Consider the following 16,632-nt stretch of genomic DNA (forward strand, 5'->3'; position numbering starts at 1 on the left):
CCTCGAACGGTCGCGCCGTGTGGATGGGTTACACCGCCACGGACGGCTGGAACGTGTTTTTGGACGACGTGAACGTGACGGAGAACGCCTTCGAGGGCGTGCCGGGGACGCGTTGGATCTCCCGAATGGATGTTTCCGCCAATGCACGTGGCGACGTGCTCTGGATCGCACGAACCCCAGACTACTACGCTCCGTGGGAGGTGTGGTACTCCGAACTGGTCCCCGAGCCAGTGGGCTGTTCGGCAATAAGCTTGGGGATCGTGCTCCTTGCCCTCTCGCGAAAGCACGGCTCCGGCAGACCCCGTCAAACCCTCACGTCGGCGACAGACATCTCGGCTCAGAGCGTGCCAGTACAGCACTGACACAAGGCTAGAGACCCTAGTCCGGACCGATGCGGCCGTAGTTGCCCAGCACGATCGCGAGGTCCTGCATGTCCACCTGCCCGATGCCATCCAAGTTGACGGGCCCGTCAGACACCTGGGCAAAGGCGAGCAGCACCGTCGTCAGGTCCGCTACCCCGACACGATTGTCACCATCCACATCGCCATTAAGGGACAGTACGAACGTCGTCGCGTCGCCGCCGTCAATTACGAGCACTCCAGGAACGATCTCTCGCAACCAGCGATCACCCTTTAGGGCGATATCGTAGTTGCCTGGAGGCACATGCACGGAGAGAGTGCCATCAGCGGTCAATCGTCCCGACTCCGCTCGTATTACGAGCCCACTGGCCGGATCACGAAACTCGATGGTGGCAGTAACGTTAATCAGTGGGCCATAGTACGCCGTTGGCTCCACCCTTGCGGTGAAAGTCACCTCATCCGACAGGCACTCGAACCGCACTACTTTCACCGCGTCCACCGCTGCTTCGGTAACTGAGTTGTTAGGATTGTCCGCTACCTCGAAGCGCAAGCGCATCTGATTACTAGGTGATACGTACTCGCTCGCAACGAACACGGTCTGCATCCATTTGCGTTCAGAGCCGCCGGCTGGTAGGTAGTCGCCAGACAGGAACTGGCGCACGGTCACCCAAGTTTGACCGTCATCGGCAGACAGCTTGACGGTCAGGTAGTCGTCGTTATCCTCGTTGAACAGCCACGTGGCAAAGCTGATCACCCCGTCTGCACCCGAGAGGTCGAAGCGCGGCGATGTGAGAATCGTCGGCCCGCCGTCCACGTCATTCGCTCCCGGTGAGTCGCCGGCGTTTCCTAACCCCGTCACGTAGCACATGGTGCCTTCGTCGTATGGGAAGTCGCCGTCGGGCTGCGCCAGACTGCCATCATAGTAATAGGTAGGCCATGGAGCCCCACGCTCCCACTGACCCGTCGTCAGGTCTATACTGTCGACGGTCCAACCGAGGTCCGATTCGAAGTCGTCATAGAGCACCGTTCGAGTGTCCTGAGAATACACGGTCAGTGCCGGAGCTAGCGGTCCCCCCGCCGGCCAATAGGCAGGCAGCCCCGCAACGGTGTCCACTGACAGATACCATTTCGCCACACTTCCGCATGCCTGAGGCGGGAACGGTACCTCCACCGGGTTTACCATATCCAGCGGTATTCGGACGAAGGTCGAGCCATTTACCGAGAGGTTGAGTGCCAGGGTGTTCATGTCCGGATCCGACAGCCCGGGAGTGACCACCACCGTCGCCGAGTGGGGAGCATCCGGCAGGTCGAACTGCGGTGGGAGCGTGACATCGAAGTTCACCAGGGGCAGATCGGGTGCGTTCAGGTTATGCTCCGCGAAGCCGCTGCGGATCGACTCCCAATGCGGCGTGCCGTTTGTCACGGCCGTATCGTCATCGTCGAGCACCAGCAAATCTATGACTACCATGGGTGAGACCGCGGGTTGCCGCAGCAACAAGCTATTCGCCCACAGTGCACGGAAAACCTCGAGAGCCTCCGCGTCGCCGATACGTTGCGCCAGATGCTGCTTGGCCTTCCAGAAGGCTCCGGCAATAACTTGTCCTGCAGTATGCTCTTCGGCTTTGCTCGGATAGCGCTCGGTTGCGGTCTCCAGGTTACGCACGGCACCCGTCCCCGGCCCGAAGAAGTCGAGGAACAGACGCGGGTCGTTCGTAAGAAAGGCTGACAACACATCCGCCATTCCCTCGTGATAGTCGCGCTTGGCGTTTGGATTTGCCATGTCCACGCAGAAGTGCCCGTACTCGTGATAGATGACTGTCGAATAGCAGGTGTTGATGCAACCCGAACTTGCTCGCTTGAAGTTCAAGGACTGGTCTACATAGGAGTAGTCCGTGTCGGAGCATGGGCCCGAGAGGTTGACGTTGACAGTTATGGGAATGTCGATGCCGGGGAAGTTGGGGGCATAGGACTTCACGAAATCGTGTGCGAGCGTAACATGCAGGAGTCCATTGATCTGGGCTGTTCCGTATTGCGTCTGGAAGGGATTCAGCTCGAAGACGACAGGCGACGGGGGCATCGCGGTCAGTGTCTGCACCTCGGAAGCTCCGATCCACGTTTGCACACGCGCCCACTTGCCTGCCAAGACAGAAGCCGTCACATCGATCGGCCCCGTTCCTACGTCATTCAGTAGGAACGAGCCATCGTACCCGGTCCACGTGCGCTTGTCTCCACCCAAAACACCCACCCCGGGCAGGACTCTAAGCTCCGGGAGGTTGTCATAGCTGTCCGGCAGGAGGCCAGGAGTTGCCCAGCCAATCACGCTGCCGGGAAGGTCCACGTGATAGACGAGGTTGCGCTCTCCGAGAACCTCGCCCGTCGCGACGTCTACGTAGATGTAGCGACGAACCCGATGCGGCCACTCACGGTTGTCCACGAGCACCTGATACGCGAGTCGGGGCTCTTCGCCTTCCGCATATATTGCGAACTGCGCATCCTCGATCCAGTGGGCGGGATACGGGATGGCAGGCAGCGCAGACACACCGGGGCCTTCCTGCAGGCCGCGAGACGGGCCCTGAGAGCCAACGAAGTTCCCAGAGACGAGCACTAGCGGGTGATGGGGCAGGTTGCGAACGAGCAGGGTGAGCACACTCGTTGACAAGGGAGACCCGCCCGGCCCAAAGTGCAGAACCGTGAACTTGCCCTCCATCAGCGTGTACGACCCGATGAGGCCGAAGCCCGTCGGCAGTGGGCCGAACATCGGAGCGTAGAACTCCTGTATGAATCCCTCGGCAGTCGCGCAAGGCGAGATGCCGCTGCCGAACTCGCGGCCCCAGATACGCCAATCGGTGGGAGACGTTTGAGAGAGCTGCACGCCGGGATAGGCAGCCTTGAGCAACGCCATACCCTCGGCGTTCGGGGAGCCGAATGAGCTGACTACGAACCACATCAGCGCAAGGATCGTCGAGAGTCCGATGCGCATCCCCTTTTCGTATTCTCCTTCCGGACTCACCAGGGCTCCGGCGTAGAATCACATCCGGACCACAACGGCGACCGCACCGTGCGGTCACCCCCGGACGCGCAAACAGCTGCTGGGACTGTCCCGCCAGCCACTACATCCTAGCCTAAAAGCGGTGATTCGTCAAGGAGGTTAACCAAAGATTCGCGGACTCGAAGCGAAGAATGGACGCTGCCCAAAACGACTGGTATTCGGCCAGTAACGAAAGTGCCTGGCACCGGACCCGATCGGTGGTATGGAAAGGAATGCTAGTCGGGACTACACAGCCCGTTGGACCCGGCCTGTCTTGATGCAACGCGTGCAAACGCGCAACTTGCGCCGTGCCCCACCCTGGTCCATGACCGCTCGGAAGGACTGGAGATTCGGCTTGAAGGTGCGCTTGCGGCGCTGTGCCTTCAGCTTCCACTGGCCGGAGTGCTTGTGCCGGATGTGGTTGCCGTGCTGTAGGCCCTTCTGGCAAATGTCGCAGACGTACATAATCCTTTTGTCCTTCCGTATACTACAAAGGGGACGGCGATTGTACCTCATGCCGGCCCCGCGCGCAAGCTATGCCGGACCCAGAGACCACTATTGCCGCACACGTCCGACGCATTGCTCCGCTCGCACCCGAAAACAGTATCGGCAGCGCGGCGGAGTTCCTTCGCATGGCCGCTACCCCATTCGCGGTGGTCTGCGACGGCAACCGACCCGTAGGGATCATCGGGGAGACCGAACTGAGCGTTGCCGTTGCCACCGGGTGTTCTCCGGAGGAGCCGGTCCGCAATCACATGGCCGTGGACCTGCCTGCAGTGGGCCCCGACGCCAGCCCGGAGCAGGCGGCAACAGCAATTCGCGAAGCAGGGCGTGGAGCGGCTGCCGTGGTCGGAGAGGAAGGGCGCTACCTCGGGATCGTCACGGCGGGGGACCTCATCAAGCGCTCGCCGCTTCCGCTGCTGCCCACCTTTATCGGGGGAATGGCTACGCCGTTCGGCGTCTACCTCACCACGGGCTTCGTCTCGGCGGGCCAGGGGTCGTGGGCGCTGGTGGCGACGGGCGCCCTGCTCTTCGTCCTGTTTCTGGCAGCCAACGCCATCGCTGCGGGGGTGGCTTGGGTCGCCGATTCGCTGCTCGGTGTCGGTGCGCTGGGGCTGTTCACCGTGGGGACTACGCCGGACCCTTCGCAGTGGCTGCGGTTGGCCGCTCACTCCGTTGTGGCCATAGCATTCCTGCTGCTACTGCGCACTATCCCACTCTCGGCCATTCACGGCGCCGAGCACAAGGTAGTTCACGCCATCGAGAAGCAGGAGCGACTGAGCTTGGAAGTGGTGAGACGCATGCCTCGGGTGCACGCTCGCTGTGGAACGAACCTGGCTGCCGGGGCTGCTCTTTTCCTGATGTTGGCGGGTGTCGGGTATGCACCGGAGTGGCAGCCGATCGGTCTCCTGGGCGCTCTCTTCGCTACGGTGGCGCTGTGGAGGCCGCTGGGGCAGGGGCTGCAGCGCCTCGCCACGACGCGCGAACCCTCCGACAGACAGATCGAACAGGCAATCGAAGCAGGCAAGGATCTGCTGGTCAAGGCTCGCAAGGCGGGTGACCCGCGGGCGCCCTTCCCGACCAGACTGGTGAACAGCGGCGTGCTGCAGATTCTGCTCGGCGCGCTCCTCTGCGCTACCGTCGTGGACCTTCTGGAACGCCTCCTGGGCTTCTCTCTGCCCGTGTTGGGCTAAGGGACCCCGGCCAAGCGAGCCGTCTGTAGGAACTGCTGGTCGTCAATGAAGGTGTCGAAGCGTTTCACGAGGTTGCCCTCGCCGTCGTAGAAGAACACTGCGGGGTAAGACCGTACCCCGAAGCGCCGCTCCCACGACGCCACCATCTCCGTACGAGACGTTCCGTCCGCTTTGAACGCAGCCATCTGTCGCAGCGCCTGGCGAACTGCTGGGTGCGAGAAGGTCTTCGCCTCGATCTCCTTGCACTTCGCACACCAGTCCGCCGTGAAATCCACGATCACGGGCTTGCCCGAGCCGAGCACCTGCTCGAACTGCGCCAAGTCCATCGGCTGCCAATACACATCCTCGACCTCCGCCTTGCCAAGCGCCGGCTGCAGAGCGATTGCAGCGTAAAACGCAGCCCCCAACGCGAACACGCTCTTCAACGCGATCATGCCGGTCTGTGTGCGCCCGGTGTGATCGAAGACCAAAAGGTAAAGCGCTGCGCCGAGCAGGTAGGCAGCCCAGACCCACGCCATCCCCTCCTTGCCGATCAGCGGGGTGAGGGCAAAGCTGAAGTAGTAGAGGCCCGAGGCGATGACGGCGAGGCCCAGGATGTGCTTCACCGTCACCATCCACTCCCCCGGCCTCGCGAGCACGCTTAGTGCACCGGTCATGATCAGCACCGCCACCGGCAGGCCGAGGCCGATACCCATGGTGGTGAACGCCAACATCCCGAAGGGAACGTCGCGTGCCTCGAACACCAAGCTCGCCGTGACCGCGATTACCGGCCCTCCGCACGGCACGGCGGCAACACCGATGAAGCCCCCCATCATAAGCGCGCCGACTAGTCCTGCCCGACCTCGCAAGCCGCTGCTGAGGCCTGCTGGAAGCGATATCTGATACACGTCGAACATCGCCAGCGCAAGGGCGATCATCAGCACGCCGAGACCCACCGTGAACCACGCGTGCTGGTAGAGCGCCCCGAACACCTGTCCCGTGGCGCCGAACAAGGTGCCTAAAGCGCCGAACACCGCTGCAGCCCCGATCAGAAACGCCAATCCGAATGCCACGCGTCCACCCGGGGCCGTTGTGCTCTGCTTCGAGATGAAGCCTGCAGTGGGCGCGATGATGGGATAGACGCATGGCGTGAGGTTCAGAATGAAACCGGCCAGCAGGAATCCCGGCAACAGCCACATCCACGCGCCCTCCTTATGCATGCGCGCCAGGCGGGCCGCGAAACTCTCCTCGAACCCCGGTGCCGCTTGCGTCTGCATAGGCTGCTGCTCGACGGCAGGCTCCGGCTGGCCGACCTGTGGTTCCTGCTCTGCGGCCACCTGCTGATCGGGCTGAGTTGGGGCCTCCGGCTCTTGCTGCCCCACGGTGGGGTCCGGTGGCGTCGGCTCCTGCGTTGCACTGTCGGGAGGCTTGGGCGCGGGGGATTCCGATTCGATGGACACCACGGACTGTGCAGCGACTTCACCCGGGCGCAGGCACACGGCATCGTCGCAAAGCTGGTATCGGACGGTGAGGGAAATCGGATGCTTGCCGGATGCGTCCTTCGGCAGTTCCAGTGTCGCCTGGACGCTGACCGTGCCATCGTATGCTCCGACCTGCTCGCCTCCGAACTCGATCATCTTGCCGGGCGGGTAGGTCGCAGTCTTCAGAGCTGCGCCAGAGACGCTCGTGACCGCCAGCGGTATCAGGCCTTCGCCGGTCGGCGGGTTGGAGTAGGCGTGATAGCCCTTCGGGATCGTAACGGACACCGTGGCTTGCACCGTGGCACCCGGCTTTGCCGCGTCCGGGTCGAGCTTCAGCGCGACCTGAGGAGCAGGCTGAGAGAAGACCAGCGCACCGGCTGTGAGTAGCACGGCGCAGAGCATCTGCCGCATGAAGAACCCTCCGAGCGTCTCGTGACCTGTGTCATACCCCTAAACGCACGGCACGCGCCCGCGGTTTCACGGCAGCCCGGTGGCCCGTGTTTCATGCGGTGGAGCCGCAGCAGCTGGGCATCGCCCCCCACACCCACTCGCATCCCAACAGGCGAACAGTGAGCCTAACACAGTGCCCCTGCGCACACGAAGACCCCCGATGCCCTGCCCTGCGTCCGCCGCGCACTCAAGCCCTCTCCGGCGGGACGCCCGTAAGTTCGCCGTCCCGGCGTATCCGTCATGTCCGGCGAGACGCCGGAATTACGCCTTCCGACGTAGCATCAGCGGCAGGAGGCAGGTGCCGAGCAGCAGCAGACAACTCGGCTCCGGGATAGGCGTGGACAGGTAGATCCACTTCATGTCGCCCTCGGATGTGATCCAGAGCACGTGACCGTTCTCACCGACTGCCATGCCTACGGCGTAGTGGTCCGGTCCCAGCAGGTCAGCGGAGAGGTCGAAGCCGTTCACGAAGACATGCGCTCGGTGGTTGGTCAGCTCACCGGATCCCCACCATACCGCATTCCCGAAGCGGTCAATTCCAACGCCGATCTGCTCATCCATGCTGTTCATCTTGCCTAGCAGCGCCGTTGACAGGTCTTCATGATTCCGGAAAGTCACGAGTCCGCGGACGGCGCCGCTGCCTTGCCACAGTACGTCACCGGTTGCGCTTACGAACGTATCGGTCTGTATGACGCCATAGGGCTCATCGCCAAACACCGGAGTCGAGTAGTCCTCGTAGTTCCGCATGAGGCGCGTCACGCTCGGCGATTCGTCGAACATGTACCACCAAAACGTACCATCCTCCTGAAGGGCCTCGGCGTGGGCCCCGCGGATGCGAGGGTACCGACTAAGCGTCAAGTTCTCACTGTTCAAGAACAGGCATCCCACCCCACCGGTCGCTTCCCCATAGCCGGACCACAGCACGTTGCCTGCCGCGTCGAGTCTCACTCCACCCAACACACGCCTGTTGGCACCAAGTATCGGCGCAGAGTAGTTCACATCGTTGATGAACATCTCCTTGTAACGCGCTCCTTGGTCATCCGTCAGCCAGCCGTGCCACGCTGCGACTCCCGCCGCATTCATGTCTTGTAGCGTAACACTAGTCACCGCACGCCCGCGCGACAGCTCGTCCGTCCCGAGGAACACACGGTCCGGTTGACCGCTGTCACGCCGGAGCCACAGTGGCCGCCCGTCCGCGGTAACAAAGCGCGAGTGATCTTGGGTCGGCCGGCTCGGGGGGAACAACTCCCTGTAGAAGTCGCGATCCTCTACCATCACGTGCAGCGACCGCTGGGGCTCTGCGTCTAGTGCCCGCCACGAAACCTGATCGGAAGCGTTGATCGCCGAAACGAGACCCTGAGCCAACGGACCGAAGTAGTGCCTGTTCAGGTTGGTCTTGTACTTCCATGCCTGGTTGCCGTACCCGTACTCCACAGTGCTGTAGATGGGAACGCCGTTCGGGCTGACGCCGTGATACGTTGGGCTGGAGATCGCCACCCAGAAGTAATCTCCCGCCAGGAGAAGCTCATGCTTCCACTGCGTCTGTGCCAGTGCGAATGAACACCACGCGAGGACTAGGATGACTGTAAGGATTGATCTCATCGGATCTGCCTTTCCAAAACGCGGGGAGGCCGCTAAGTGTGGCCCTCCCCTGTAACACTACTTCCCCCAACGGGCGATTACGTACCCGTCGGAGGTAGTGAACACGACGGCGCCATCGTAGTCAATCGCAAGGTCTTGGCGCGGGATGGTCTTACCCAGGTTGATGGGGAACCCGTAGGGGATCGTGCTCCCTGCGGGCTCCATAACGTAGTACTTGCCGTTCGTGGTGATCACGTACAGCCAGTTGGTCTCGCCGTTCTTCCGCCAGATGGCGGGCGCGGAGGTGATCTCGTCAGCGTCCCCACCCATCTTGACGCGGACATACCCCTGGGCCTTGCTCTCGCCGGGGTTCAGGTCGAGGACGCGCACCAAGGTCGGCTTGCCGTTGCCGGACGCGGTGTCCAGCGTGCCTTGGTACAGGTTGGCATTGTCGGCCATGTCGTTGCACATGTTCGCAACCAGCTTGCCGATGTCATAGTTCTGCGGGGGATACACCATAGTCGTGCGCATCTGGTCCACGCGCCCGTTCGGGTTGTCCTCCCACCGGTTGTTGGAGTCTGGATCGACCGAGTAGATTCGGCCCTTGTAGTTGCCGGCGTTGTACGTCGCGAAGTACACACGTGTGGCGCTCGCGAGCATCGCCCAGCTTTTGCACTCCTGGGTCTCCGATTCGTCGCGCCAGCGCCAGTGTCTGACTACTGTCGAACCCTCATCTTCCCACAACTCCAGCCGCGCGTTCTCGGTAGTCACGTACAGGTACGCCTCATCCTCGGCCTGAGGTCCCGGCTCGGAAAGACTGAAGGCCACCGCAGGCGTGCTCACGACAGGCCCGCTCGTCTCGGCATCCCACTTGTAGTCCTGGTTGGCAGGGGTGCCCGAGTAGTACCTGTAGAACCCGTAGACATGGCCCGCGGAGGAGCCAACGTAGATGCTGGCGCCACCGTGAGCCGGAGCCGTGAGGGTCTCGCCCTGGCCCGTAAGATCCGCCGAGCGCCAGATGCGGTCACCCGTCTCGGCGTCAATACAGTGCAGACGGCCGGATGTGTCGCTGACGTAAACAGCGCGCGCCGGTGTGTTGCCCGTCGTGACGAGCAAGGGTGTGCCGATGGGGTCGCCGTCACAGGTGTAGGTCCACACGGGGTCGTCGTCCACCGTGAACACCATTGGTGCGGCGATGCCGCCCGAGTTCACGCGGTAGCAGTAGACCTTCCCGTCGTCTGCCCCCACGAAGAACTCGTAACCGTAGTCGTCGTCGGACGGCTCCGCTGGGGGTTCCACGGGTATCTCGCTCAGGAAGAGACCGATGGCCACGCCGCCCGTTGCGACGGCACCGTTAGGGAGCGCCTTGCTCCACTTCTGCGTGCCGGCGACGTAGTTATCGTACTGCCCAGTACCCTCGGACAGCCTTACGAGCCCCTGCGGGTAGTAGCCGGAGTGAGAATAGTCCTTGCCGCCCATGGGCCATTGTCCCCAAAGGTCGGCGCTAACGGGGGTCAGGAGGAGGGCTGCCCCCCCCCCCATAGAGTAAGCAAGGCCGCAATCCGAGATTGCATCTCTGCCATTCACCTTCCAGTTAGGGATGGTCGGTCCGGCCCGGCGGCCGTCCGGCCCCGGTCGGACCGTCAGCAATACAGACGTGCATAGGATACACCAAAGTTCGCCGTCCGCAACCTGCTGCCCGACTCTTCTCCACAAGCATGGACTGTTAGCATGGCTATGCTCTGCTGAGGTCAGGCACTTGGCACGTGCGCTGACGGCGACCGGCGGCGCCCCCGGGCATCCTCCGGAGTGCTGGCACACGTCGCTCCACGCACAGCCCTTCACTCACCTCCAGGGCGACGCCCAGTTCGGAAGCAAGACGCTCCATCGTTCGCCCGACCTCTCTGCCGGGAAGTGCAGTTGCGTCCGGACCTCGCTCCCGCAAGTATGCCCGCCGTCGTTGCTCGTAGTAGGGTGGCAACCACGGCTGGTGGCGCAGTGGCATGGCCAAAACCGGCACGCCTATCTTTGCGAACTCGGTGAGAATGGCTCTCATCGCGCGCTCGGTATCGGTCACTCCCGGCAGCACGGGCGCCCAGAAGATGCTGACGCGGATGCCCGCATCTCGCAGCCTTCGCACACACTCCAACCTCCCGGCGGGGGCGGGGGCGTTCGGTTCAAAGGCCCGGCGCACGGCATCGTCCACGAACGGGATAGACACGTTCACCCGCACGTTCGCGAGCCGGGCCAGCACGTCCACGTCGCGTAGCACCAGTGGCGAGCGAGTGGTAATCGAAACCGGATTGTCGTAGAAGCAGAGCTGTTCGAGAAGCGAGCGGGTAATTCGGTGGGTCCGCTCCGCGGGCTGATAGGGATCCGTCGCCGTGCCCATGGCGATCCGCTCGCCAGGCTTCACGGCCCGCATCTGGCGCCTCAGCGTCTCGGCGGCGTTCCCCTTCACTTCTACGTACTCGCCCCAGGACGCGGGCAGCTCCACGCCGAGGCGAGCCTTCATGGCGGGCACGAAGCAGTAGGAGCACCCGAACGCGCACCCGCCGTAAGGGTTCACGGTCCAGTCGGCGAAGTCGAGCGGGCACCGGTTGAGGATGGTGCCGCATCGGATGACCTTGAGCGCAGGCGACCTCATATAGACAATATAGCACATTATGCAGACATTTGTCTACCTGCAGGTTTTGGCCTTCCCACCCGCTCCGGCCAACTGCTCCCCCGGATCGGTCGTGAGCATCCAAGGCATCACACCGCACACCCCTCCCCTGACCCACCCTCGCCATCGGGTGAGCGATGGGAGCGTGTCACGTGTACCGGTGAAGGCGCCGGGGTTACGACTTGCGCTGGAAGTCCACCATGAACTGTGCTAGATCATCGCAGCCTTTCGCAGGAAACGCGTTGTAGATGGACGCGCGCAGGCCACCCACCGACCGGTGTCCCTTCAGCCCAGCGAACCCGGCGGCCGCAGCCTCCGTGATGAACTGCTTCTCCAGGTCCTCCGTGGCCATCCGGAACGTCACGTTCATCAGCGAACGGCAATCCGGCTGTGCGTGCCCGCGGTAGAAACCGCCGCTCTCGTCAATCACTTTGTACAACACGCTTGCCTTGCGCCTGTTCCGCTCGAACATCGCCTGCAAGCCTCCCTCTGCCTGCACGTACTTCACTACCAGCCCCACGATGTAGATCGCGAAGCAGGGTGGGGTGTTGTACAGCGAGTCGTTCTCGGCCTGCAGCTTGTAGTCGAGCATCGAATGCAGCCCCTCGGGCACCTTCTCGAGTAAGTCCTCGCGGATGATAACGACGGTTACACCCGCGGGCCCCATGTTCTTCTGCGCACCCGCGTAGATGAGGCCGTACTTCGAGACGTCCACCGGCCTGCTGAGGATGTCCGAGGACATGTCGCAGACGAGAGGTGCGCCCCCGCTGTCCGGCTCCGTGGGCCACTCTACGCCGTGAATCGTCTCGTTGGACGTGAAGTGCACGTATGCAGCGCCCGGCGTCAGCGAGATTGCGGTCGGCAGCCGGTCGAAGTTCGTTTCCTCGCAAGTGGCGGCGATGTTCACTTTGCCCACTCGCTTCGCTTCCTTCACCGCCTTCTTCGACCAGCTCCCCGTGACGATGTAGTCGGCGGTGCCGTCTGCTGGCAGGAAGTTCATGGGAACCATGCTGAACTGCAGGCTCGCGCCGCCCTGCAGGAACAAGATGCGGTAGTTGTCCGGAACGCCCATCAGCTTCTTCAGGTTGTCCTTCGCAGCCTGATGAATGGCGTCGTAGTGCTTTCCGCGGTGGCTCATTTCGAGCACGGACATGCCGGCACCGGGATAGGAGAACAGGTCGCGCTGAGCCTCCAGTAGCACCGGCTCCGGGAGCACCGCCGGGCCGGCCGAGAAGTTGTAAACGCGCGTCGTTTCGGGGGAAGCCATCTTGCCCTCCAATTGCTTCGAGTGATTAGTAGCCCATTGTTCGACATTCGGCCCCGACGTCCCTGTGCCCCCGAAAATGGGTGGAGGAGAATGGCCTAGAGACATCGGCTGTGCCGCAACCGCCTTGCTCGCACTTGCGACAGCCCTGTATGGCATGGAACCTGCCGTAGTTCTACGGGCGAGAAGGTGGAACCGTGGTACCGCAGTCCGGGTTATTACCTGAAGTGGAGGGGTTGCATGCCCTAGGCGCTACCCCCCGCCCAAACGGTGGCCGTTTGTGAACAGCACGGCCCGGGTAAGTGGAGGAATGATGGACAGATTCATAGGATTGCGTGGGCTAGGCAGTCTCACTCTTGCGTTGTTCGTGTGTGCACCTGCCCTGGCGGACCGGGGCACGGAATTCGACGGATACAGTGCCACGGTTACGATGGACGTGCCGTTCGTGCTCGACGACACGGACGCGATGCAGGCCAGGGAGCATCTTTTCCCTCCGGTGGAGCAGCTCACCGTCGTGCCGAATGTGCTGAACCTGTTTCCGCAGCGGCGCGGCCCTCGCTTCGTTGGTCAGAACGATCTGGTGAGCGACCTGTTCGGCAACGGCTACTTCCCGGGTCCATCCCAAAGCGGCCTCACGCCCGGAGACCCGAACGTCGCAGTCGGACCGGCGCACGTGGTCGGAGTTATCAACGGGCGCCTCACGTTCCACACGAAAGCCGGAACCGTCACGTCGAACCTCAACCCTACCAACTTCTTCAGCGGGTTCGGTATCTCGTTCAGCTTGGTGTTCGATCCCCGGTGCTTCTATGATCAGTATTCGGGCCGGTTTTTCATCATGTACGCGGCCCTCGAGAGTGGTGCCAATCGCTCATATTACCTGGTGGCCGTGTCCGACGACAGCGATCCGAACGGCGTCTGGGCGAAATGGGCGCTGAACTCGACACTAAACGGAAGCACGAACAGCAACACGTGGGGCGACTATCCTGGGTTCGGTTACGACCAGAATGTTATCATGTTCACCTCCAACCAGTTCCCTTTCAGCGGCAGCGGCGGATACGGCAAGATTCGCGTATGCCCGAAGCAGCAGTTCCTGGATGGCTCGCCTACCATTACGTACACCGACTTCTGGAGTTTCACGAATCCGAGTGGCGGGACGGCATGGAGCCTGCAGCCGGGGCGACACCTCGGCACCAGCAATTTGCCTTACGTGGTCAACGTTAGTGGCGGCAACCGGCTGAACATCTTCGCCATACAGAACCCCCTCGGTACTCCGACCCTGGCGAAGGTAGGAAAAGCGATTAGCAGTTATAGTCAGGCAGCCACTGCCGTTCAGAAAGGCTCTAGCACCCGAATAGATACTTTGGACACCCGCATCTATGACGTGTGCGTTCGGGATAACAAGGTTCTGGTGACCCACAACATCAGCGGCGGAGCCGGCTGCGTAGTGCGCTGGTACGTTGCGGATGCATCTGGCATGCCGAGCAACTTTACTGTGTCCCAGACGGGCAACATTTCGGATGCATCGGCCTACATCTACTACGGCGCACTGCAGATGAACCAATACGGTACTATTGGCACTGGTGTAACCAAGTCTAGTAGCAATGAATATGTGTCGCTTTACTACACAGGTCGTCTAACCTCCGACGCACCGAACACCATGAAACCGCTCACTTTGAAGCGCGCTGCCACCGTCGGATACAACGGCGAAGCGAACCCCTGCCGCTGGGGCGACTACATCGGCGGTGCGGTGGACCCGGCAGACGACACCACGTTCTGGGCAATCGGCATGGTACCGGTGGGCACCGGATCGTGGGGGACGGAGATCTACTCGTACAGCTTGGACCCGACCACGGGACCGCTTTCCGGGCAGATCACGTTGCTCAACTACGTGGCTAGCCCCGCGGGCTTCACGGCAAACCTAGAGTTCCGATCGCCTGGTACCACGACGGTGCTGCACAGCTATCCGATCACCCTCGACGGGTCGGGCAACTATAGCCTTCCGAACGTCGCGCTGGGCACGTTCGATGTAGCTGTCAAGTTCTCGCACTGGCTGCGAAACCTGCAGGGTTCTGTGGTGATCGTGCCGGCGGGCAACACGGTGAACCTGACGTTGGTGAACGGTGACTGCAACGATGACAACAGCGTCTCGCTCGGCGACCTCAACTACATCCTAACCACTTTCGGCGGCACCGCCTTCATGGGTGACCTCGACGGCAGCGGCGTGGTTGACCTCGCTGACCTGAACCTGGTCCTGACCAACTTTGGACTAGCCGGCTCACCGTAGCGCAGCTTCTGTACCCTGCGGCCCTCCGATGCCCCGGAGGGCCGCTTGTCATCTACATGGACCAGTCCGTCGGTTGTCACGTAGTTTCGCCTCTCGGCGTAACATCGCCAGCACTCCGACAGGCGCGATGGAACCGCCACACCGAGCCTGTCGCAGCGTACTTATGCACTTGGTGAATGGAGCAGCGTAAAGGGATGGCACGCCACACACGACTGCACGCCTCGACAGGCTCAGCGTGACGTGAGCGGGCCACCGCTCCAGAACATCAGGGCTGTGAGTTGCCCCAGAGGGTACTCATACCTCAAGGGAACCAGTCACCAGGGCGAACTCGGGGGACTAGGGTTGTATGGCATGGACCCTGTCGCTCAGGTGGCAGCGCTCAGAGTTCACGCTAATCCAGGTTCGGGGGGGTCCACGATGGATTCAGTTTGCGTCGCTCCCTGAATACATCCGCTCGGGCGTTCATCGTGGCTTGCAGCGAGGATTCGTCGTGCACGAGGCCCTGCCGGAGCCACGGCACGTTCATCATCAGCGCGCCAAGTTGTTTCCAACCGCCACTCGGGGCTCGATCTACCACGTCGAGGGCAGGTCGGATCCTCTCCAGGTCCTGTGTGAGTTGGCTGCGCGCCGCGGTCACCGCCTCCATCAAGAGAACAGTATAGAAGTCCGGCCACAGCCAGAAGCGAGGTCGCATGTATCTGCGAGCGGCATGCGCGGCGAGAGCCTCTACTGCAGTCCGACGAACCTGATAGGGTAGTAGCACACGCTCTCGAATGGTCGAGAGTTGATTGGCGAAGCTGCGACCGAAGGTTTCCAAGAGACTCTCGAAGCGCTCCTGGGCTTTCCGGAGCGGTTGCATTTTCCACTCTTCGGCGAGTGCGCCGCCAGTTAGCGCGCCGACGATGCCTACCAGGATGGCCCCGCCCAGAGCACCGATTGGTCCGAGGAACCAACCTAAGGCCCCACCCAGCTTCGCACCTGCAATGACACCGACACCGCGGCCGACACTCTCCATTGCAGTGTGTTTCACAGCAGTGAGCGGATCCTGATCGTAGTCCCGGACCAGTTTGTAGTTTCTGTACGCCGCGAAAGCGAAGGTGATCCAGGGAAGGTGCATACCCAGCCCGTGTGCTGCGATCTCGCCCTTGGCACCGGCGATTGCCTCCTTTGTCGCCTCTTTCGCGGTGTCGTGGCTGAAGCCAGGCAGAGGGATGATGTTCTCGCCGACTTCGCCGTGGGCGTCTTGGGGGACATAGTAGGTCACTCCCGGGTTAGCCGCAGCCTCGCCTTTGATAGCAGCGATATCGGCTACCGTCTTGATGTTTGCCGGGTGCCCGTCTACCAGCAGATCCCACACAGGCTGATTGGCCTCCGCCGCGACCTGAACAGCGTGTCCTTGGTGCGCCAAGAGGTCCGCCGCCTGCTGCTCGCCGACGTAGCCGACCAGGCGGTTCAGGAATCCTTCCTTCGCCGCGGCGTCGAGCGACTCGTAGTGCTGGTGGATGTAGTGCGCAAAATCGAGGCCGCTATGAATCTCGGCTGTCGAAGAGAAGTCGGCCGCGGCGGTCACGTCCGGGTCGATCATTGCCCACGCGGCTACGTACTCCGCCCCGGTCATGGCAGAGTACGAAGCGAGCTCCGCCGGCGAAATCTTGCTTCTATACAGCCGCGAAGCCAGCCTAGAGGACCACTTGCGCGCTGGACCGTCCAGATGAATGCGCTCTTTGGCACGCTTACGTAGTACGGTGAAGGCGATGAGCCAAGCCATGAGCCACACGACCGCGCCGATCCCGAGTACGTAGTATATCATGCTGACCCCGTTCGACTATGACGCTCCAAACATACCA

11 protein-coding genes are annotated in these 16,632 nt (G+C 62.1%); 3 read left to right on the forward strand and 8 right to left on the reverse strand.

Going from position 1 to position 16,632, the window contains the following annotated elements; translation table 11 throughout:
• Positions 1 to 362 (forward strand): hypothetical protein (locus tag HRF45_10420; GenBank protein MEP0766938.1); only part of this gene is annotated, 362 nt, incomplete at its 5' end.
• A 16-nt stretch (positions 363 to 378) separates the two neighbouring features.
• Here the strand turns inward: HRF45_10420 and HRF45_10425 are convergent.
• On the reverse strand, positions 379 to 3,369 hold the full coding sequence (locus HRF45_10425; GenBank protein ID MEP0766939.1) for a hypothetical protein: 2,991 nt from the start codon (positions 3,367 to 3,369) through the stop codon (positions 379 to 381).
• Positions 3,370 to 3,633: 264 nt separating this feature from the next.
• Entirely contained in the window at positions 3,634 to 3,855 is a 222-nt protein-coding gene (locus tag HRF45_10430; GenBank protein MEP0766940.1) for a 50S ribosomal protein L28, read from the reverse strand.
• Positions 3,856 to 4,019: 164 nt separating this feature from the next.
• Between HRF45_10430 and HRF45_10435 the strand changes: the two genes are divergently transcribed.
• Entirely contained in the window at positions 4,020 to 5,081 is a 1,062-nt protein-coding gene (locus HRF45_10435; GenBank protein ID MEP0766941.1) for a DUF1385 domain-containing protein, read from the forward strand.
• Here the strand turns inward: HRF45_10435 and HRF45_10440 are convergent.
• The 5 genes from HRF45_10440 to serC form a co-directional block, all read right to left on the reverse strand.
• On the reverse strand, positions 5,078 to 6,952 hold the full coding sequence (locus HRF45_10440) for a thioredoxin family protein (protein MEP0766942.1): 1,875 nt from the start codon (positions 6,950 to 6,952) through the stop codon (positions 5,078 to 5,080). The two genes, HRF45_10435 and HRF45_10440, sit on opposite strands and share 4 nt — an antisense overlap.
• Positions 6,953 to 7,252: 300 nt before the next feature.
• Positions 7,253 to 8,593 (reverse strand): hypothetical protein, encoded by a 1,341-nt coding sequence (locus HRF45_10445; protein MEP0766943.1) that lies wholly within the window; start codon positions 8,591 to 8,593, stop codon positions 7,253 to 7,255.
• Between the two features lie 57 nt (positions 8,594 to 8,650).
• Positions 8,651 to 10,051: a PQQ-like beta-propeller repeat protein gene (locus HRF45_10450; GenBank protein ID MEP0766944.1), complete on the reverse strand. Its 1,401-nt coding sequence runs from the start codon at positions 10,049 to 10,051 to the stop codon at positions 8,651 to 8,653.
• Positions 10,052 to 10,307: 256 nt separating this feature from the next.
• Positions 10,308 to 11,219 (reverse strand): radical SAM protein, encoded by a 912-nt coding sequence (locus HRF45_10455; protein ID MEP0766945.1) that lies wholly within the window; start codon positions 11,217 to 11,219, stop codon positions 10,308 to 10,310.
• A gap of 193 nt (positions 11,220 to 11,412) precedes the next feature.
• On the reverse strand, positions 11,413 to 12,504 hold the full coding sequence (gene serC, locus HRF45_10460; protein ID MEP0766946.1) for a 3-phosphoserine/phosphohydroxythreonine transaminase: 1,092 nt from the start codon (positions 12,502 to 12,504) through the stop codon (positions 11,413 to 11,415).
• Between the two features lie 307 nt (positions 12,505 to 12,811).
• Here serC and HRF45_10465 point away from each other — a divergent pair, with 307 nt between their 5' ends.
• The gene (locus tag HRF45_10465; GenBank protein MEP0766947.1) at positions 12,812 to 14,785 is read left to right on the forward strand and encodes a hypothetical protein; all 1,974 of its coding nucleotides are present in this window, start codon (positions 12,812 to 12,814) and stop codon (positions 14,783 to 14,785) included.
• Between the two features lie 391 nt (positions 14,786 to 15,176).
• On the opposite strand, the gene HRF45_10470 is transcribed toward HRF45_10465, so the two are convergent.
• Positions 15,177 to 16,595, reverse strand: a complete 1,419-nt coding sequence (locus tag HRF45_10470; GenBank protein ID MEP0766948.1) for a hypothetical protein — start codon at positions 16,593 to 16,595, stop codon at positions 15,177 to 15,179.
• Positions 16,596 to 16,632: the final 37 nt, after the last annotated feature.

This window comes from Fimbriimonadia bacterium (assembly GCA_039961735.1).
Taxonomy (GTDB): domain Bacteria; phylum Armatimonadota; class Fimbriimonadia; order Fimbriimonadales; family JABRVX01; genus JABRVX01.

Excerpts from the sequence above, each read along its gene's own strand:
- HRF45_10435 (MEP0766941.1), top strand. The coding sequence starts at position 4,020 with ATGGCCGCTACCCCATTCGCGGTGGTCTGCGACGGCAACCGACCCGTA.
- HRF45_10440 (MEP0766942.1), bottom strand. The coding sequence starts at position 6,952 with ATGCGGCAGATGCTCTGCGCCGTGCTACTCACAGCCGGTGCGCTGGTC.
- HRF45_10445 (MEP0766943.1), bottom strand. The coding sequence starts at position 8,593 with ATGAGATCAATCCTTACAGTCATCCTAGTCCTCGCGTGGTGTTCATTC.
- HRF45_10450 (MEP0766944.1), bottom strand. The coding sequence starts at position 10,051 with ATGGGCGGCAAGGACTATTCTCACTCCGGCTACTACCCGCAGGGGCTC.
- HRF45_10455 (MEP0766945.1), bottom strand. The coding sequence starts at position 11,219 with ATGAGGTCGCCTGCGCTCAAGGTCATCCGATGCGGCACCATCCTCAAC.
- serC (MEP0766946.1), bottom strand. The coding sequence starts at position 12,504 with ATGGCTTCCCCCGAAACGACGCGCGTTTACAACTTCTCGGCCGGCCCG.
- HRF45_10465 (MEP0766947.1), top strand. The coding sequence starts at position 12,812 with ATGATGGACAGATTCATAGGATTGCGTGGGCTAGGCAGTCTCACTCTT.
- HRF45_10470 (MEP0766948.1), bottom strand. The coding sequence starts at position 16,595 with ATGATATACTACGTACTCGGGATCGGCGCGGTCGTGTGGCTCATGGCT.